Source organism: Janthinobacterium sp. NKUCC08_JDC (assembly GCF_019345575.1).
GTDB lineage: Bacteria > Pseudomonadota > Gammaproteobacteria > Burkholderiales > Burkholderiaceae_D > Janthinobacterium > Janthinobacterium aestuarii.
On the sequence record NZ_JAHKQW010000004.1, the window covers coordinates 325,435 to 344,254 of the forward strand.

At 66.0% G+C, this 18,820-nt stretch carries 19 protein-coding genes; 10 read left to right on the top strand and 9 right to left on the bottom strand.

What is annotated here, in order from left to right:
- Window positions 1-45 precede the first annotated feature (45 nt).
- Together KO538_RS13815 and KO538_RS13820 are read left to right on the top strand one after the other, a co-directional pair.
- Window positions 46-1,761: an NAD+ synthase gene (locus KO538_RS13815; protein WP_219328608.1), complete on the top strand. Its 1,716-nt coding sequence runs from the start codon at window positions 46-48 to the stop codon at window positions 1,759-1,761.
- Window positions 1,758-2,813: a bifunctional nicotinamide-nucleotide adenylyltransferase/Nudix hydroxylase gene (locus KO538_RS13820; RefSeq protein WP_219328609.1), complete on the top strand. Its 1,056-nt coding sequence runs from the start codon at window positions 1,758-1,760 to the stop codon at window positions 2,811-2,813. Before KO538_RS13815 ends, KO538_RS13820 begins: the two co-directional genes overlap by 4 nt.
- 26 nt (window positions 2,814-2,839) lie before the next feature.
- On the opposite strand, the gene KO538_RS13825 is transcribed toward KO538_RS13820, so the two are convergent.
- Window positions 2,840-3,655 (bottom strand): hypothetical protein, encoded by an 816-nt coding sequence (locus KO538_RS13825; protein ID WP_219328610.1) that lies wholly within the window; start codon window positions 3,653-3,655, stop codon window positions 2,840-2,842.
- Between the two features lie 115 nt (window positions 3,656-3,770).
- A complete protein-coding gene (locus KO538_RS13830; RefSeq protein WP_219328611.1) occupies window positions 3,771-4,673 on the bottom strand; it encodes a LysR family transcriptional regulator in 903 nt (300 codons plus the stop codon).
- Between the two features lie 127 nt (window positions 4,674-4,800).
- On the opposite strand from KO538_RS13830, the gene KO538_RS13835 reads away from it, so the two are divergent.
- The 3 genes from KO538_RS13835 to KO538_RS13845 all read left to right on the top strand — a co-directional run bounded on the left by KO538_RS13835 (window position 4,801) and on the right by KO538_RS13845 (window position 6,885).
- Window positions 4,801-6,222: an MFS transporter gene (locus tag KO538_RS13835; RefSeq protein ID WP_034752592.1), complete on the top strand. Its 1,422-nt coding sequence runs from the start codon at window positions 4,801-4,803 to the stop codon at window positions 6,220-6,222.
- A complete protein-coding gene (locus tag KO538_RS13840; RefSeq protein ID WP_034752591.1) occupies window positions 6,219-6,623 on the top strand; it encodes a hypothetical protein in 405 nt (134 codons plus the stop codon). The genes KO538_RS13835 and KO538_RS13840 overlap by 4 nt, the downstream gene beginning before the upstream one ends.
- Window positions 6,624-6,711: 88 nt before the next feature.
- Window positions 6,712-6,885: a hypothetical protein gene (locus KO538_RS13845; RefSeq protein ID WP_161781496.1), complete on the top strand. Its 174-nt coding sequence runs from the start codon at window positions 6,712-6,714 to the stop codon at window positions 6,883-6,885.
- 21 nt (window positions 6,886-6,906) lie between these two features.
- On the opposite strand, the gene KO538_RS13850 is transcribed toward KO538_RS13845, so the two are convergent.
- Together KO538_RS13850 and KO538_RS13855 are read right to left on the bottom strand one after the other, a co-directional pair.
- On the bottom strand, window positions 6,907-7,371 hold the full coding sequence (locus KO538_RS13850; protein WP_072456065.1) for a DUF2269 domain-containing protein: 465 nt from the start codon (window positions 7,369-7,371) through the stop codon (window positions 6,907-6,909).
- Entirely contained in the window at window positions 7,359-8,669 is a 1,311-nt protein-coding gene (locus KO538_RS13855) for an SDR family oxidoreductase (protein WP_219328612.1), read from the bottom strand. The genes KO538_RS13850 and KO538_RS13855 overlap by 13 nt, the downstream gene beginning before the upstream one ends.
- Window positions 8,670-8,745: 76 nt before the next feature.
- Between KO538_RS13855 and KO538_RS13860 the strand changes: the two genes are divergently transcribed.
- The 5 genes from KO538_RS13860 (at window position 8,746) to KO538_RS13880 (ending at window position 12,026) form a co-directional block, all read left to right on the top strand.
- Window positions 8,746-9,213: a hypothetical protein gene (locus KO538_RS13860; protein ID WP_219328613.1), complete on the top strand. Its 468-nt coding sequence runs from the start codon at window positions 8,746-8,748 to the stop codon at window positions 9,211-9,213.
- A 107-nt stretch (window positions 9,214-9,320) separates the two neighbouring features.
- A complete protein-coding gene (locus KO538_RS13865; protein ID WP_219328614.1) occupies window positions 9,321-9,677 on the top strand; it encodes a hypothetical protein in 357 nt (118 codons plus the stop codon).
- Window positions 9,678-9,706: 29 nt separating this feature from the next.
- On the top strand, window positions 9,707-10,615 hold the full coding sequence (locus KO538_RS13870; RefSeq protein WP_034752585.1) for a manganese catalase family protein: 909 nt from the start codon (window positions 9,707-9,709) through the stop codon (window positions 10,613-10,615).
- Window positions 10,616-10,639: 24 nt separating this feature from the next.
- Window positions 10,640-11,536, top strand: a complete 897-nt coding sequence (locus KO538_RS13875; RefSeq protein WP_374106850.1) for a ZIP family metal transporter — start codon at window positions 10,640-10,642, stop codon at window positions 11,534-11,536.
- Window positions 11,537-11,609: 73 nt separating this feature from the next.
- Complete coding sequence (locus KO538_RS13880) at window positions 11,610-12,026, top strand: hypothetical protein (RefSeq protein ID WP_219328615.1); 417 nt, start codon at window positions 11,610-11,612, stop codon at window positions 12,024-12,026.
- Window positions 12,027-12,048: 22 nt separating this feature from the next.
- Here KO538_RS13880 and KO538_RS13885 read toward each other — a convergent pair whose 3' ends face one another.
- Genes KO538_RS13885 through KO538_RS13905 form a run of 5 tightly spaced genes read right to left on the bottom strand, consistent with a single transcriptional unit; the run spans window position 12,049 to window position 18,782 of the window.
- Window positions 12,049-12,624 carry a DUF1349 domain-containing protein gene (locus KO538_RS13885; RefSeq protein ID WP_219328616.1) on the bottom strand — a complete coding sequence of 192 codons (576 nt, stop codon included), beginning with the start codon at window positions 12,622-12,624 and terminating at the stop codon, window positions 12,049-12,051.
- A 24-nt stretch (window positions 12,625-12,648) separates the two neighbouring features.
- Window positions 12,649-14,049, bottom strand: a complete 1,401-nt coding sequence (locus tag KO538_RS13890) for an efflux transporter outer membrane subunit (RefSeq protein ID WP_219328617.1) — start codon at window positions 14,047-14,049, stop codon at window positions 12,649-12,651.
- Window positions 14,046-17,138, bottom strand: coding sequence for a MexW/MexI family multidrug efflux RND transporter permease subunit (locus KO538_RS13895; protein WP_219328618.1), 3,093 nt, complete (start codon window positions 17,136-17,138; stop codon window positions 14,046-14,048). The genes KO538_RS13890 and KO538_RS13895 overlap by 4 nt, the downstream gene beginning before the upstream one ends.
- Before the next feature lie 14 nt (window positions 17,139-17,152).
- A complete protein-coding gene (locus KO538_RS13900) occupies window positions 17,153-18,253 on the bottom strand; it encodes an efflux RND transporter periplasmic adaptor subunit (RefSeq protein WP_219328619.1) in 1,101 nt (366 codons plus the stop codon).
- Between the two features lie 46 nt (window positions 18,254-18,299).
- Window positions 18,300-18,782, bottom strand: coding sequence for a DUF2165 family protein (locus KO538_RS13905; protein ID WP_070303193.1), 483 nt, complete (start codon window positions 18,780-18,782; stop codon window positions 18,300-18,302).
- Between the last annotated feature and the right edge of the window lie 38 nt (window positions 18,783-18,820).

Sequence of the window (18,820 nt, forward strand, 5' to 3'; positions counted from 1 at the left end):
TCAGGCAGGATAGTGGTTTCAAGCGCAACCAACTGAAAGATCGCCATGCTGACCATCGCCCTCGCCCAGATGAATCCCACCGTGGGCGACTTCGACGCCAATGTCGCCGCCATCATCGCGCGCATGCAGCACGCCAGCGAGGAAGGCGCGGATCTGCTCGTCTGTCCTGAACTGTCGCTGTGTGCATATTACCCGGGCGACCTGTTCGAGGATGCCGCCTTCCTGCGCGGCATGCAGCAGGCGCTCGATACCGTGCTGCAGGCGTCCACGCGCTGGCCGGCACTGATCACCGTCATCGGCACGGCGCGGCCCAACTCCGGCGTTGGCAAGCCCCTGTACAACGCCTTGCTGGCGATGCGCGACGGGCGCATCGTCGCCGAATATTACAAGCAGCTGCTGCCCACTTACGGCATCTTTGACGAGGGCCGCCATTTCGAGCCGGGCCCGCCCGGCGCCTGCACCTTGACTATCGCCGGCTGCAAGGTCGGCTTCATGATTTGCGAGGATGGCTGGAATGACGATGGCCGCGCCTACGCCGTCAACCCCTTCGACGCCCTGCACGCGGCGCGGCCCGACCTGATCGTCAGCATCAACGCCAGCCCGTCCGATATCGGCAAGCGCGCGCAGCGCCACGCCGTGTTTGGCGCCGCCTGCGCGCGCGTGAACTTGCCCCTGCTGTTCGTCAACCAGGTGGGCGGCCAGGACCAGCTCGTGTTCGACGGCGCCTCGTTCGCCATGTCACCGAGCCAGGGCGTGCAATTCGAGGCGGCCCGCTTCGTCGAAGACTTTCCATTGCTGTGCTTTGCCGACGGCCGATTTACGCGTACCGACGGTACCGCGTTTCCCGTGCCCGACCCGGACGGCATCCCCGCCGTGGAGTTTGCGCGGCGCCAGATCGTGCTGGGATTACGCGACTACACGCGCCGCTGCCGCTTTACGCAAGTCGTCGTCGGCTGCTCGGGTGGCATCGATTCGGCGCTGACGCTGGCCCTGGCCGTCGAAGCGCTGGGTGCCGACAACGTCGTGGGCATCACCATGCCATCCGTGTTTTCCAGCGCCGGCTCCGTCACCGATTCCGTCGCCCTGTGCGCCAACCTGGGCATCGCCCTCTACACGCATCCGATACGCGACATCGTGGCGCAATACGAAACCGGCTATGCGCAAGCCTTCGACGGCAAGCTGCAGGGACTGCCGCTGGAAAACCTGCAGGCGCGCGTGCGCGGCACGATCTTGATGGAGTACTCGAACGCGTTTGGCGCCCTGCTGCTCACCACCGGCAACAAGAGCGAAATCTCGGTTGGCTACTGCACCCTGTACGGCGACACGAATGGGGGACTGGGCTTGATCGGCGACCTGTATAAAACGGAGGTGTTCGCCCTGTCGCGCCATATCAACGCCAGCGCGGGGCGCGAACTGATCCCCGTCGCCGTGCTGGACAAGCCGCCGTCGGCGGAACTGGCGCCGGGCCAGCGCGACACGGACAGCTTGCCGCCGTATCCCGTGCTCGATGAAATTCTCAAATGGCATATCGAAGGACGCCGCCTGCCGACGCAAGAAAGCGCGCAAGCGTTGACCCTGGTCGACCAGCTGCGCGAGACGGACGAGGGCCGCGCTCTCGTGACGCGCATCCTCGGGATGGTCGCCCGCAATGAATACAAACGGCGCCAGGCGGCGCCCATCATCCGCGTGCGTTCGCGCGCCTTTGGCAGCGGGCGTCAATTGCCGATCGCCGCCCACTACCCCACCGGAGACGACGCATGACCCTCACCTATTCTGCCGACGCGGCCATCCTGATCGGCCGCTTTCAGCCTTTTCACAATGGCCATGCGGGCTTGCTGCAAAAGGCCCTGACGACGGCCGCGCAAGTGGTGGTGGTGCTCGGCTCGGCCTTCCATGCGCGCAGCCCGAAGAACCCGTTTACATGGCAGGAGCGGGCCGCCATGATTGCCGCGACCTTGCCCGAGGCGCAGCGCGCGCGCGTGCATTACGTGGCCGTGCGCGACTACTACGATGATGGCCTGTGGGCCGATGCCGTGCGGCACGCCGTGGCGGGCGCCGTGCCGAAGGCGCAGCGCGTGATGCTGGTGGCTTGCTTCAAGGACGCCACCAGCTACTACCTGCACCACTTCCCGCACTGGCAGCTGCTAAACCTGGAGATCGACCCTGGCGCGCCCATCGGCGCGACGGCGATTCGCAACGTGCTGTTCGAGGCCGAGGACGTGGACGTGTCGCTGAGCGCCGTGGCCCAGCTGCTGCCGGCGGCCATCGGCCAGTATGTAAAAGCGTGGACCTTGCTGCCGTGGTATGCGCCGCTGGTGCAGGAATACCGCGTCATCGAAGCGTATAAAGCGCGCTGGCGCGCGGCACCGTATCCGCCCATCTTCACCACCGTCGACGCGCTGGTGCAGACGGGCGGCCACGTGCTGCTCGTGCGCCGCGGCGGCTATCCGGGCAAGGACTTGTGGGCGCTGCCCGGCGGCTTCCTGGAGCCGCGCGAACGCCTGCTGCAGGGCGCCCTGCGCGAACTGGCGGAGGAAACCCAGCTGGGCGTGCTGGCGCCCACCCTCGTCGAGGCCTTGGTCGGGGTGGCCGTGTTCGACCACCCGGACCGCAGCCAGCGCGGGCGCACCATCACGCATGCGCATTACTTCGATTTGAAGACGCGCCAGCTGCCGGCCGTGACGGCGGCCGACGATGCGGCGCTGGCGCAGTGGGTGCCCGTGGCCGCGCTGCCGGCCATGGAAGAGCAATTCTTCGAAGACCATTTCCATATCCTGAACCACTTCCTCAAGCTCACGCACGAGGGGCGCTGAGAGGGGACCATCCCCCTCCCCGCGCGTCAGGACGTTACGCGTTCCCAGCCATGCCTGACGGCCGCCTTGAACTTGTCCCACGCCGATTGCGGATACGTGTGCTCCCACGTGGAACGCAGGTCCGCTTCCACGTCGTCCCATGGGCGGCCCCGGTAGCTGTCGCTGCTTGCCATCGAATGGCCATAGCGGTAGGCGGGATCGTAGTCCTCGAAGCGCGCGCCGGTGGCGACATAGGTGGCGCTCCAGTGGCTGCGGTAATACTGCTCGTCGTCGTAATTGGTGCCGGGCAGGTTGTCGGCGCTGGGATAGCGGCGCACGTTGGCGCCCGCGCTGGACGGCGGCGGGGCCATGTCGCTGGCAAACTGCTGCGACCCTGGCGCCTCGTTCATGCTGCCCTGCTGCGATGGCGTATTGGACTGCATGCTGGCGCCCTGGCGCATCGCGCTGGCGTCTTGCGGCGCGCCTTGCCAGCCGCCGGCGCGCCAGTGATCGGCGTGCGCATCGATGTCGAGCGGCGCGTAGCGTTCGACGATGTCGGTGGCGCGCTGGATATCGGCGTCGCCGGCCTCTTCCAGGGTCAGCACGACATGCCCGCGCCGCACGGCTTCCGCATAGATGTGGCGGTCGGCGTGGCTGCCGAACAGGTCGGTGAAGAAATGCTTGACGCTGTCGAGCAGGCTGTCGCTGTCGTCGCGGCGGATGTTTTCGGTGGCGGAAAAATCGTCACTGCCCGCATCATGCAGGCGGATGCTGGCGCCGGGGAAGCCAGCCGTGATCAGGTCGTGCCGGGCGCGCTCGGCCATATCGCGCACGGCGAAAACTGCTGCCAATGTATGTGCCATGATGGTCTCCAATCGGTGAACAACGTCCTTCCAGTGTAGGCCGGGAAAAACGAAAGTGGCGCCCGTTTGCCCCTTGGAAATTGTTGTATTTCACAAGTATTGACCACGTGAAACCTCAGTCCGGCGTGCCCACGAAGGCGCGCAAAAAGTCGATAAAGGCGCGCACTTTTTCCGCGATATGCTGGGTGTTCGGATACACGGCATACACGCCCTGCTCCGGGAAGACGACGTCGGGCAGCAGGCGGCGCAGGCGTCCCGCGCGCACTTCCGCCTCCACCTGCCACTGCGGCAGCAGGGCCACGCCGCAGCCGCCCAGGGCAAAGCCCAGCAGGGCCGAAGCGGAGTCGGAATGGATGGCGGCGTCGTCCTGCGCCGTGAAGGCGGCGGGGCCGTCCGGCGTCTGCACGTCCCAGCGCAAGGGCGTGCTGAGCCGGCTGTGCGCCAGCCAGCGTGCGCGCTGCAAGTCGTCCAAGGTGGCGATGCCCTTCGCAGGCAGGCTGGCCAGGTAGGCGGGCGAGGCGACCGGCCAGATCGCGTACGGCTCGATCAGCGCGGCGCGGTAGCTTGAATCGTTGAGGGAACCCATGCGGATGGCCAGATCGTAGCCGCCCGAGATCAGGTCTTCATGCGAGGACGACGACGAGTGCTGGATCTGCAGCTGCGGGTGGGCGGCGGCAAAGGCGATCAGCGCGGGGATTACCGTGCGGCTGCCGTATTCGACGGTAGTGGTCAGGCGCAAGGTGCCGCGCAAGCCCTGGTGGCCCTGGCGCGCCGTTTCGATGGCGCCCTGCGCTTCGCTGAGCACGCGCTGGCAATCTTCATAAAAGCGCCGCCCCACGTCGGTCAGCGCCAGGCTGCGCGTGCTGCGTGTGAGCAGAGACACGCCCAGTTCCGCCTCCAGCTGTTTCAAATTAAAACTGACGACGGCCTTGCTCTGGCCCAGCACGGCGGCGGCCGCCGTCAGCGAACCGGCATCGACGATGGCGATAAAAATACCCAGGCGGTCAAGACTGATCATAGATAAAAATAAGAAGAGATGCGGGTTGCAGGGCTTTGTCAAAATAGATTTGACAGTGTAATCGGGGCTGGCCCGTTACGCAAATGGCGGTTGGCGCTTAAGCTGGCCGTTTGCCATTCGGAGCACCATGGACTATCGCAAAAAGGTCGCGGCCATCTATCTGCTGGGATTTTTCGTCGACCTGATCAACATGTTCATCACCAGCGTCGCCTACCCCGACATCGGTCATGCCTTGCACGCTTCGGTGGCGCAGCTGGCCTGGATCAGCACCGCCTACATCCTCGGTCTGACCATCGTCATCCCTGCCAGCGCCTGGCTGGCTGCCTATTATGGCAGCAAAACCGTGTTCATGGCATCGTTGCTAACTTTTTTAGTCGCCAGCATCGGCGCCGGCCTGGCGCCATCGATCGAGGCGCTGATCGCCTGGCGCTGCGTGCAGGGCCTCGGCGGCGGCTTGCTCATTCCGCTGGGGCAAAGCATGACCTACCAGCTGTATCAGCCTGCCGAGCGGCCGGGACTATCCTCCGTCATCATGCTCGTGGGCTTGCTGGCGCCGGCCCTGTCGCCCGCGCTGGGCGGCGTCATCGTCGACAGCCTGTCGTGGCGCTGGATTTTCTATTTGAACGTGCCGTTTGCCGCGCTGGCGCTGTTGCTGGCCGCCTGCTGGTTGCGCCCCGACCCGCCGCGCGGGGCCGTGCCCCGTCTCGACGTGGCCGGCCTGCTGGCGGGCAGCACGGCGATTTTGCTGCTGTTGCTGGGCTTGACCATGCTGGGCACGCCGGACGAGCTGCTGGCCGGCGCCGGCGTGCTGGCGCTGGGTGCCGTCTGCGCCTGGGGCTACGTGCGCGGTGCGCTGCGCAAGTCGACGCCGCTGCTCAACCTGCGCCTGGCCGCCGAACCGCTGCTGCGCATCGCCATGCTGATGTATCTGCTGGTGCCGGGTGTTTTCATGGGCGTGAGCCTGCTGGCCATGCTGTACCTGCAGGGCGTGCTCGGCATGTCGGCGTCGACGGCCGGTGCGCTGATGCTGCCGTGGGCGCTGGCTTCGTTTGCCGCCATTTCATTGACCGGCAAAAGCTACCGCCGCGTGGGTCCGCAACCGCTGTTCATCGCGGGCGCCCTGTTGCAGGCGGCGGGCATGCTGATGCTGCTGCGCGTGAATGCGGCCGATCAGCTGTTCTGGCTGGCCGGCGCATATGCCGTGATGGGCTTTGGCGGCGGCTTGTGCAGCAGCACGGCGCAAAGCACGGCCTTCTTGCGCACGCCGGACGCGCAGCTGAGCCAGGCCAGCGCCGTGTGGAATATCAACCGCCAGCTGGGCTTTTGCCTGGGCGTGGCGCTGCTCAGCGTACTGCTGAATGGCTTGCTGGCGGCGCAGGGCATCGCATCGCTGGACGACCCCGCCCAGCATCTGCGTGCGGCGCAGGTGTTCCACTGGTGCTTTGCGCTGGCCGCCGCCTCGTGCGTGCTGCCTTTGGCACTGTGCTTGCGCATCGACAACCGCGCCGTTCTCGACCTTTTACAACACCATGGAGTAGCAAAAAAATGACTGCAACGAATCCCTATTTTGACGACGTTTTATCCACGCATGTGCTGATCCGCGCATGGCTCTCTGGTGAGGCGGCGGCGGAAAGCTGCGCACAATTGCTGGCGCGTTTTTCGCCCGGCTTTACGATGGTGGCGCCGAGTGGAATGCGGCTCGATCACTTTGGCTTGACCAGGTTTTTCCAGGGCGCCGGCGGCAGCCGCCCGGGCCTCGCCATGCGCATCACGGACTTGCAGCTGATCCAGGAAAGCGCCGCCGGCGCCACCGTCTCCTACCGCGAATTCCAGTCGCTGCCGGGGGCGGAAAACACCGAGCGCTGGTCCACCGTCGTGTATGACAAAACGCCCGATGGCGCCTTGCTGTGGCGCCACCTGCATGAAACGTGGGCGGTGCGGGCGGATTGATCCTACAACGTGGCGGCGGGCGCGCCGATGGACAATGGCGCCATGGCGGCTAGGCTGACAAGGTCCCCTCGTTCATCAGGAGCGCCTCATGACCAAGCAAAAATCGCAGGCCGGCCAGAACCGCCAATCGGCCGGCCCCACGGAAGACAAAAGCAGTACCGACAATGACGTTGGCAAGCGCGGCAAGGATGCGGCCAGCCATACGAAGGCCGGTTCCGGCAAGGGTGCCGGCGGCGGCAAGAAGCAGGGTCGCAAGCACTGACGCAAACCCGGTGATGCGTGTTCAAGCCGGCTTGGCCGTCATCAGGTAAAACACGACGATGAGGGCGAAGAAGGCGGGCACGCCCAGCGCCGTCCAGATGCGCAGGTAGCGCCAGTACAGCGCCGGCAAGGCTAGCCCGTCGCGCGCGCTGGCCTGCGCCATGTCGCGCATGCGCATCTGCAGCCAGACGACGGGCAGCCAGCAGGCGCCCGCGACCAGATACAGCACCACGGACCAGACGATCCAGCGGCTGCCCAAGGGATAACCGGCCAGATGGGCCAGGTAAAAGCCGCTCAGGGGCTGGAACACCACCGTGGTGGCCGTAAACAGCCAGTCGGCGCGCACCAGGTGGCGGCTGACGACGGCGATGGCGCGCACGTCGCGGCTCAGGCTCGTGAACAGCAGGTAGAAGGCCGAGCCGATGCCGGTGCCGAACAGCAGGGTCGACGAGACGATGTGCAGCCATTTGACGATCAGGTATTCCATGGATGTTCCTCCAGTTGGTACAGCAGCCACAGGGCCGCCAGCATGGGCAGGTTTTTCGTCAGGGGGCCGTATGGATGCCAGAGGAATTCCGGCAGGAACACGGCGATCCAGACGGTATAGAACACGATGAGCGCGGCCTGCAGCGGCCATAGCCAGCGCCGCCACGGCGGGTGCAGCGCCAGGGTGGCCATGCCCAGCAGCAGGTCGAACAGGCAGGCGCCGGCCAGCAGCGGTGGCGCCCAATCTGGGGGCACGCCGCTGCGTTCGAGCAGGTCATAGCTGTCTTCGACTGGATGGACGCCGGACGAGACGATGGCCGTGGCGATCCACACGATGGCAATCGACAGGCGCAGCACGGGCAGCAGCCAGTCCAGCTGGGCGCGCACGGCCGCGCCGCGCGCGTCGCTGATGAACTGCGCCACGGGCCGCGGCGCGCGCCCCAGCAAACGCCGCGTGAGCCCCGCATCGGCTGTATTGCCCCGTTCGAGCATGCCCAGGGTGGCGCGGTCCGGCATGGCAAAGCCCAGCAGCCTGGCCAGCAGCAGCACGGGCGGCATCAGCCACCGGGGCAGCGGCACGACGCGCAGGCGTCCCAGCCCCATGGCCGCGCGCAGGGCCGCCAGGTAGGCCGCAAACGGCAGCGCCTGCGGCCCCACGACGGGCACGCGGCGCGTCTTCTGTCCGCCCAGCGCGCCCGCGCCGCGCACCAGCGCCACGATGACATCGGTCAGGTCGTCCACGTGCACCGGTTGCACCGGTTGCGGCGCGCGGCCGAAGCGGGGATACACGGGCAGACTGGCCAGCATGCGAAACAGGCGCGCGCTTTCGCCGTCGTCGCCATACACGAGCGAAGGCTGCACGATGACGGCGCGCAGCGGCAGGCCGGCGAGAAAATCGTCGGCCGCCTTCTTGCTCAGATGGTAGGGCGAGACGGCGCCTTCGTCGGCGCCCAGGGCCGAAAGCTGTATCACCAGCTGCACCTCGCTCTCGGCGCAGGCGGCGAACAGGGCGCGCGGCGTCTGCGTGTGCAGGGCCGCAAACGTCTGCGTGCCATGCTCGGCGATGATGCCGACGCAGTTGATGACGACGTCGATGCCGGCCAGGCGCGGTAGCCACGCGGCCTTGGCCGTGTCGCGCGCAAAATCGGCCTCGATCAGGCGCACGCGCGGCTCCTTGCCGCTGCGCGCGTGCGGCGGCGCGCGGCGTGTCGTGCACGCGAGCTGGAAACCTTCGGCCAGCAGCGCGGTCGAAACATGCGTTCCAATGAAACCGCTCGCCCCCGTCAGCAGTATGCGCATCGATACCCTTTCCTGATGGGAGTTGGATTCGTCTTTTGCGTTTCAGTTCATTGCCGCATCACCATAGGAGATCACCATGCCATCCTTGCCTGCCACCCTGCGTCATGGCGCCCTGTCGGGCAGCCTTGCCTCCCTCCTGTCCGCCGCCGCCCTGGCCCTGTGCGGGCGGCGCGAAACGGGCAGCGTGTTCGCCGCCGTCAACGCCGTCAGCCACTGGCTGTGGGGCGACCAGGCGGCGCGCCGCGACGACGCCTCGCTCAGGCACACCCTGGTCGGCTATGTCATCCACCATTGCAGCGCCATGTTCTGGGGCGTGCTGTTCGAGCGTTATGCGGCGCGCATCCTCGACCGGCGCCGCGTGGCGTCCACCGTCGCGGCGGCGGCCGGCGCCACGGCCGTGGCCTGTTTCACGGATTACCAGCTGACGCCGCACCGTTTGCAGCCCGGCTACGAGATGCGCCTGTCGCGCCCCTCGCTGCTGTTGGTGTACGGCGCTTTCGGCATCGGCCTGGCCGCCGGCGCGCTGTGGCTGCGGCGGCGCTGAGGCGCTGCGCGAGTCACTTTCCTACACGCCGGCCCGCCGCGCGCCTATCTTGCCGGCCGCTGCGCGCCAGTAGCATGGAACTTCATCCACTACCCGAGGAGAAGCGCATGCAGGAAAAACACGGTAATACGCCCCAGCACCCCACCGACCAGGGCCGCAACACGCGCATGGACAAGAGCGACGTCAATCAGTCGCAGGGCGATGCGTATGCCAACCAGGGCGGCGGCAAGCTGGCCAGCGGCAATGCCAACAGCGGCCACTGGGCCAATGACGTCATCACGCCGCAGGGCGGGCCCGACCCGGTGGAGCAGGAAAACCTGCGCACCCTGACGCAGCCCGATGGCAATGCCCATGTCAAGGGCGCGGCGCAGCGGCCGCAAAGCGAAGCGGGCAAGCTGGCTGACGACCGGCCGGGCCGCAACGAGTCGAAGGACATCCACAGATCACTGAATCAGCACGAGTAGGCCGGCGTGCTGCGAACGAGGAGAACCCCATGTTTGCACACAACAAGCGACTGCAATACACGGTCAGGGTGGAGCAGCCCAATCCCGGGCTGGCCAACCTGATGCTGGAACAATTCGGCGGCCCGCAGGGCGAGCTGGCCGCCGCCTGCCGCTATTTCACGCAAGCCTTGTCCGAGGACGATCCGGGCCGCAAGGACATGCTGTTCGATATCGCGACAGAAGAACTGAGCCACCTGGAAGTGATCGGCAATATCGTCGTCATGCTCAACAAGGGCGCCAAGGGCAGGCTGGCCGAGGGCGTCGACCAGGCGGCGGAGCTGTACCGTAATATCACGGGCGCGGGCAACGACAGCCATGTGACGCAGGTGCTGTACGGCGGCGGCGCACCCCTGGTCAACTCGGCCGGCGTGCCGTGGACGGCCGCCTACATCGACACCATCGGCGAACCGACGGCCGACCTGCGCTCGAATATCGCCGCCGAGGCGCGCGCCAAGATCGTCTACGAGCGCCTGATCAACCTGACGGACGACCCGGGCGTGAAGGAAGCGCTGGGTTTCCTGATGACGCGCGAAGTGGCGCACCAGAAGTCGTTTGAAAAAGCCCTGTATTCGATCGAGCCCAATTTCCCGCCGGGCAAACTGCCGGGCGATCCGCAGTACGCGGATGTGTATTTCAATATGTCGCAGGGGCCGGGCGAGGAACGGGGACCGTGGAACCAGGGCGGCAAGTGGCAGTACATTTCCGACCCGCGCCAGCAGATGGCCGTCGATGGCGGCACGGGCGAAGCGGAAGTGAAATTGCCGCAGGACGAACTGGCCACCGTGCAGCAGATGGCCGCGCGCACGGCATCGAATCCCGATGCCGATCCGCTGACGGGCGCCGAACTGGGCATGCGGCCGAACGGGCGCGATGGCGGCACCTCGTCCATGCCCTTGTAGCGCGGCAGGCCGGGTACCGCCAGCGTGAACACGCCGCGCGCGCTGCAGGCCCTGGCCAGACACTGGTCCTGGCCCCAGGCACTGGGCTTTGCCTTGTGCGGCGGTGGCGCGCTGTGGTTGCTGTACGCGCTGACGACCGAGCTGGCGCTGCGCCATGCCCATCTGGAGCCGGCCCTGATCGGCGGCGGCATGGCGGCAGCCGCCACGGCGTTGGGGACCGTGCCGGTGCTGCTGTCGCACAAATTTTCGCAGCGCAGCTACGACTGCTTCCTCGGTTTTGGCGCCGGCGTGATGCTGGCGGCCACCGCGTTTTCACTGGTGCTGCCGGCGCTGGCGGCGGCCAGGGAGCGCGTGGCAACGCCCATGCACGCCAGCCTGCTGGTGGCCTTCGCCATGGGACTGGGCATGCTGCTGATCGTCGCGCTCAACCTGGTGGTGCGCGAACGCGTGCGGCACGGCGCGCCCGTCGCCGCCAGCAGCCTGAAAAGGGTGTGGATTTTTGTGCTGGCCGTCACCTTGCACAACCTGCCCGAGGGACTGGCGATCGGCGTCGGCTATGCCGGCGTGGAGTTGGAACGCGCCAATGCGCTGGCGGCCGGCATCGCCATCCAGGATGTACCCGAAGGCTTGGTCGTGGCGCTGGCGCTGCGCAGCGTGGGCTACAGCCGGCGTCTGTCGGTGGCCATGGGCGCCGCCTCCGGCCTGGTTGAACCCGTGGCGGCGCTGGCGGGCCTGGCCCTGATCGGCCTCTCGTCCGCCCTGCTGCCGTGGGGACTGGCGGCGGCCGCCGGCGCCATGCTGTTCGTCATCGTGCACGACGCCATTCCCGAGGCGCAGCGCAGCGGCAATGGCGGTTTTTCCAGTATCGCGCTGGTGTTTGGTTTTCTCCTGATGATGGTGCTCGATACGGCCTTGAGCTGATGGCGCTGTGCGTGTGCGCTGCCGGAAGCACGATGTGCGTATCATGCGGTTCTTGCATTCGGAGAAAACAAAGATGCGCATAGACACGACATCGGACTCGCCAAGCTGGACCAAGGTCTTTGACATTGGTCATGAACTGCGGCAGCTTGGTCCCTTGATGGAAGAAAAATATCCTGCCCTCGACTGGGAATTGTTTGTCTGCCTGCGCTGCGTGCCGAAAGACTTGCAGAGAAAAACCTTTTGCCGCTACTACGCCAGCGACAACATGTTCGGCCTCGATATCGCCATGGACGAGGAAGACTTCGTGCCGGTGAAAAAAGACACGCCGGGACAACGCAAATTGATCGGCGCCGCTTTCTTCACTTTTTTTGCAGCCAGCATCCGGAAATACGAGAAAAAACCCCCGGGACTCCAGCCGGTTTCAGTACAACTGACCGCCGACGTGCGGCAATGGTGTGTCGAGAATCAGTGGCTCGATTCCGCCACCTGATCCACCACGCACGCACGGCCACTTAACTGAGATCGTGCAAGTCTTTTTGCAGCGCCGGGCCGGTGGAAAACTGCGAAAACACGACCTCGAGTCCAGCGCGTTCCGGCGTGCAGCACATGGGACCGACGAGGTAGCGCGATGCCACGGGAAACGGCGCCAGGCGCAGCAGCGGCCACCGCGTGCCATCGGTCGAATACTGCACGCGGATGGCGCCTTTTTCCACCGTCACGCGCAGCCAGAAACCGTCCGGCATGGCGGGCGCCAGGCTGACGGCCCAATCGGATGTATCGACCGTCAGCACGGTGCTCAACAAGAGCTGACCGTCGGAAAATTCGACGCCGCACTTGATCCAGTTTTCCGCATCGATGCGCACCATCAGGCCCGCCTGGTCGTACAGCGCTGCGTACTGCGCCGACACATGCAGCTGCGCCGTGAAATCGCCCTCGATGCCGGTGCCGAAAAAGTGGCCGCTGTCGCGGATAAAACCGTACGAGGTCTTGCGCCAGAAATCCGTGCTGGCGTCCGTCGTCACGCGCAATTGCGCGCCGTCGTCGGACCAGTTTTCCGGTGCATTGAGCCAGCTGCCTTGCGTGAACATCGTCTCTCCTTTTGATCGAAAATACTACATAGTTTGCCCCCATCCCAGCGCCTTGTACAGGGCAATCGCATCGATGTAGGACGCCGTTTCCGCCAGCAGCGCTTCGCGCCGGATATCGTACAAGGCGCGCTGGTTTTCCAGCACGGCCTGGTAGCTGCCGGAACCGCCCTGATAGCGCGTGCTGGCGATGCCGAGGGCCGCGTTGCCATGGCGCGCCGACTGCAGCAGGGACGCCAATCGCGTCTGGTTTTCCGCCAGTTGCGTGACGGCGTTTTCCACGTCTTCCTGCGCCAATAACATCGTCTGCTCATAGCGCGCCAGCGCGCCCTGCGCTTCTGCCTGCGTGCCGCGCAAGCGTGCCTTGACGCTGCCCAGGCGGAAGGCCGGATAGCTGACCGATGGCGCCACCTCGAAGGCGCGCGCGCCGCCGTCGAATACACCGCTGCCGCGCAGCGCGAAGAAGCCCAGGAAACCGCCCAGGCTCAGGCGCGGATACAGGTCGGCCGTGGCGGCCCCCACGTCTTCGCTGGAGGCGGCCAGCAGGCGTTCGGCGCGCACCACGTCGGGACGCTGCTTGATCAGGCGGTTCACGTCGCCGAGCGGCAGCTGGCCCGCCAGCGGCGCCTGTTGCCACGGCGTGGTGGCCAGCGCGATGGCGCCCGGGGTTTGACCGCTCAACACGTCGAGCCGGTACTGCGCCTGGAGTAAACCCGCCTGCAAGGGCGGTAGCATCGCCTCGCTGCGCGCCAGGTTGGCCAGCGCATTGTGGCGCTCTTCCGGCAAGCCGCTGCCGGCGCGGATGCGCGCGTCGGTCAATGCCACCGTATCGCGCCAGCTTTGCACCTGCGCCTGCGTCAGCGCCAGGTTTTGCTGGTAGCCCAGCGCCTCATAGTAATTGCGCGCTACTTCGGCGGCGATCGTCAGCCGCACCTGCCGCAAGTCCGCCTGCGCCGCGGCGGGGGGGGGCCGCGCCGAACGGCTCATGTGCCCGAGGCGGCCGAACAGGTCGATCTCCCATTGCGCGTCGAACCCTATGCGCGTGCTGGCGCTGGCGGCGCGGCTGTCTGGAGTGTCCTGCTTGACTGCGCGCTGCCATCCTGCCTGGCCCGTGACGGTGGGCAGTTCATCGAGCCGGCGTTCGTCGAAGATGGCACGCGCGGCCAGCAGATTCGCCTGCGCCTGGGCGATATCGAGGTTGTGTTCGAGCGCGCTGGCGATCAGCCGCGACAGGCGCGCATCGTCGAAAAACGTCCACCAGGCGGCCTCGCTGACGGCGCTCGCGCCGGGTGCGAATAGCGCTTGCTGCGGACTGGCCAAATGGATGGCGGGCGTGCCCGGCGTGACATAGGCGGGGCTGACGGCGCAGCCGGCCAGCACGGGGAAGAGGGCGACAAAAAGGGAGGCTAGATAGCGGTAATTTTTCATACGGATTCCTTCAGCGCCTGCGACAAATCGCGTGCGCGCGGCGTGGCATGGTCGGCCGTGTGGCGGCGGGCCAGAAAGGTGTAGACGGTGGGCAGCACGAACAGGGTAAAGAAGGTGCCGATCAACATGCCCGAGACGATCACCACACCGAGGCCGAAGCGGCTGTTGGCGCCCGCGCCCGAGGCGAACAGCAGCGGCACCAGGCCCACCACCATGGCGGCCGTCGTCATCAAAATCGGGCGCAAGCGGATCTGCGCCGCCTTGCGGATGGCCGTGATGCGGTCCAGCTGTTCATGCACCTGCAATTCGTTGGCAAATTCCACCATCAGGATGCCGTGTTTGCTGATCAAGCCGATCAGGGTCACGAGGCCGATCTGCGTGTAGATGTTGACGGTGGCGTAACCCAGGGCCAGCGGAATCAGCGCGCCGCAGATCGACAGCGGCACGGTGATCAAAATGATCAAAGGGTCCGTCAGGCTTTCATACTGCGCCGCCAGCACCAGGTAGATGACGACGACGGCCGCGAGGAACGCCAGCAACAGCGCATTGCCTTCCGTGGCGAACTGGCGCGCATCGGACTGCCAGTCATAGCTGAAGCCCGGCGGCAGGGTCTTGGCCACGCCATCGAGGAAGGCGACGGCGTCGCCGAGGGTCACGCCCGGCGCCGGCACGCCCTGGAAGGTGGCCGCATTTTGCTGGTTGAATTGCGTCAGCATGTTCGGCTCGATCTGTTCCGTCACCGAGACAACGGCGGACAGGGGCAGCAGGCTGCCATCGTCAGCGCGCACGTACTGCTGCGTCAGGGCTTGCGCCGTGAGCCGCTGTTCGCGCGGGCTTTGCGCGATGACGTCATACGCGCGGCCATCCATGCCGAAGCGGTTCAGGTAATTTTCACCCACCAGCACGGCCAGCGATTCGCCGATATCCTGCATGCGGATGCCCAGGCTGTTGGCTTTTGAACGATCCACGCGCACTTTGACCACCGGGTTGTTGTAATCGAGGTCGCTGTCGACGACGGCAAACAGGCCGCTATCGCGCGCACGCTGCTTGACGTCTTCCATGGTGCGGAACAGGGTGGCGTAATCCTGCGCGCTGCGCAGCACCATCTGCACGGGCAAGCCGCCGCTCGATCCCGGCAAGGGCGCCAGCTGGAAGGCGAAGATGCTCGTGCCTTCCACGTCGCCCACGGCATGCTGCAATTCGGCCTGGATGACGGCCGCATTGCGCGCGCGTTCGGCCCACGGCGTCAGGTTGATGCCGCCGATGCTCGATGCCGGACCTTCGCCGCCGTTGATGATCCAGCGCGAGTCCGTTTCCGGGATATTTTTGTAGATGGCATCGAGCTTGTAGGAAAAGCGCTCGACGTAATCGAGGTTGGCGTGCTGCGGCGCCTTGATCGCCGTCAGTACGCTGGCCTGGTCTTCCGCCGGCGCCAGTTCGCGCTGCGGCAGCAGGTATAAAAACGGCAAACTGACCATCACCAGCGCGGCGAAACCGGCACTGAGCCAGCGGTGGTGCAGCGAGCGGTCCAGCAGGCGCGCATAGCGGCTGGTGAGACCTTCGAAGAAATGCTCGGCGGCGCGCGCCATGCGTCCTTCCGATTGTTTGGGCTGCAGCAGCAAGGAGCTCATCACGGGCGACAAGGTCAAGGCCACCACGCCCGACACCACCACGGCGCCGGCCAGCGTGAGCGCGAATTCCTTGAACAGCGCACCCGTGAGTCCCCCCATCATGCCGATCGGCGCATACACGGCGGCCAGGGTGATCGTCATGGCGATCACGGGGCCGGCCACTTCGCGCGCGCCGACGAGGGCGGCCGCCACGGGCGTCTTGCCTTCCTCGATATGCCGATGGACGTTTTCCACCACGACGATGGCATCATCGACCACCAGGCCCACGGCCAGCACCATGGCCAGCAGGGTCAATAAATTGATGCTGAAGCCGAAGGCCAGCATCAGCGCCGCCGCGCCCAGCATCGACAACGGGATCGTCACGACGGGTATCAGCACGGAGCGCAAGGAACCCATGCACAGGTAGATGACGATGACGACGATCAGCAGCGCTTCGAGCAGGGTGTGCGCCACCTCGTCGATGGACGACTGGATGAAGCGCGCCGTCTCGAACGCCAGTTCGACTTTTACGCCCGGCGGCAGGGTTTTCTGGATTTCGGGCAGCAGCTTCTTGATGCCGTCGACGATCACCAGCGGATTGCCGCCTGGTGTGGGCGACAGGCCCAGGTACACGGCCGGCACGCCGTCCATGATGCCGCTCGTCTCCGTGGCGGCCGCGCCCAGTTCCACCGTGCCCACGTCTTTCAGACGCACGAGCGACGCGCTGTCATCGCCGCCCTTGCGTATGACCATGTCGCGGAACTCCGCCACGCTGGTCAGATCCGTGTTGACGCTGATGTTCGAGACGACGAATTGTCCTTTGACTTTGCCGGGCGCCGCCTGGTAGTTATTGCGCCGTACGGCGTCGGCCACATCGGCCGCCGTCAATCCGCGCGCCGCCAGTTTCGCCGGGTCGATCCACAAACGCATGGCCAACTGCTGGCCGCCATATACGTCGACTTTCGCCACGCCGTCGATGGTGGCGAACATCGGCTGCACGACGCGCGCCAGGTAGTCCGTCAGCGCGGGCGCGGACACGCTCTCGCTGGCAAAGCCGACATAGGCGACGGCCGAGGAATCGCCGGCCGAGCGTTCGATGACGGGGTCGAAAGCCCCTTCGGGCAGCTTGTAGCGCACCTGGTTGACCTTGGCCATCACTTCCGTCAACGCCTGCGTGGAATCGCGGTTCAATTCCATGCGCACGGTGACCGTGCTGCTGCCCTGCACCGATGACGAGGTGAGGTAATCGATGCCCTCCACCGACGATACGGCTTGCGCGATCGGCTGCGTGACAAAGCCCTGCATCAGTTCCGCCGAAGCGCCCGGATACGTGGTTTTCACCGTGATGGTCGACGATTCGAGCATCGGGTATTGACGGATCGGCAGTTGCAGGATGGCGACCACGCCCAGCATCAGAATCAAGGTACTGATCACCAGCGCCAGCACGGGGCGGCGTACGAATAAATCGGTAAATTTCATGGTGATGTTTTCCTTTACGAGCCGGTTTTGGGCGCGGCGCGTTTTACTTCGTCCAGGGTATTGGCGACCGCTTGCACGGCCATGCCGTCGGCCAGTTTCAGCTGGCCCGAAGCGACCACGCGCTGGCCTTCGCGCAAGCCGTCGAGGATGGCGATCCGGCCCCCTGCCCGCTCGCCCAGTTTCACGCCCACGCGCTTGACGGTGAGCGGCTGTTTCCCTTCCTGCTGCGCGACGAAGACCGTGTCGCCATACGCGCTGTAGGTCACGGCCGTTTCCGGCACCGTCAACTGCTGGCCCGCCTCACGCGCCACGCGCACGTTCGCGTACATCCCCGCTCTGAGCGCGCCGCGCGGATTGGCGAGCACCGCTTGCACCTGCACCATGCGCGAACGGGCGATCAGCGGGTCGATGGCGTTGATCTTGGCCGTGAAGATGTCATCGGGATAGGCGTCCACCAGCACTTGCACGGCCTGGCCCGGCGCCAGTTTCGCGCTGCTCTGTTCATCGAGGGCGAAGTTCACCATCAGCGACTGCGTGTCGATCAGGCTGGCCACCGTGTCGGCCGCGTTCAGGTACTGGCCCGCGTGCACCTTGCGGATGCCCAGCTGTCCGGCGAACGGCGCGCGGATGGTCTTTTGCGCGATCAGCGCCTCCGTCTGGCGCACGTCGCCCAGCGCCGCATCGCGCGCTGCCAGCGCACTATCGAGCTGCTCCTGCGTGGCCGCCTTTTCCTTGACCATCTGCGCGGTGCGCGCATGGCTGCTTTCCGCGTTTTTCAGTTGCGCGCGCTGGCGCAGCAGGGCCGCCTGTTCCGGCGCATCATTGAGCTGCACCAGCACGGCGCCGGCCGCCACGCTTTGCCCCGATGCGAAGCGGATCTGCGTGATGCGCCCGCCCGTTTCGGCCGCCACCTGCACCTGGCGCGCCGCTTCCAGTTCGCCTACGCCAGCGAAGTAGCGCTCCTGCGTGCCCAGCACGACGGGCACCAGCGCCACCTTGGTGGCGGGGTAGGCGGCGGCATCGGCCGCATGCGAGTCCGCGCGCGGGGTCAGCGCGGCGCCCGCGACGGCCAGGGCGATGGCCAGCGCGCAGGCGCCGACGATTTTCGTATTCATGATGAAGTCCTTTACAACTGGGAAGAAGAGGCGCAGCGGAGGCTGATCAGGTCCGCTGCGCGTTGAAAAGAAAGAACAGGCCGATGGTCCACAGCAGCAGCACCAGGTGCGTCGTCTGCAAGCCTTCCTGTGCGATCCAGTAGCCGAACCACAGGCCGCCCAGGTGCATCAGCAGCAAAAAGGCGGCCATGGCGCACAGGGCCAGGTTCAGCCAGGGCAGCGCCTGCGTCAGCGAGGCGCCGAAGAACAGCGCCACGCCCGTCCAGGCGGCGATGGCGGCCAGCAGTTGCAAGGTCAGCACCACGCCCAGCGACAGCCGGTGCAAGGTCAAGGACGTGAGCGCGCGGCGCAGCAGCGGCGTCTGGATGGTCGGGTCCTGGCGCAGCGGGTCCATGCGCATGGTGTTGCCGATGGCCCAGACGGAGCCGTGGAAGGCGTGCAGGTTGTTGATGGCGGCCAAGGTCAGCCAGATGGCCAGGCCGGTAGCGAGGATGGCGTGAAACAGCCAGATCGAGTGCTGCAGCTGCATGGGATTCCCGTCCAAAGAGTGTCTTGCCGGCATGCGGA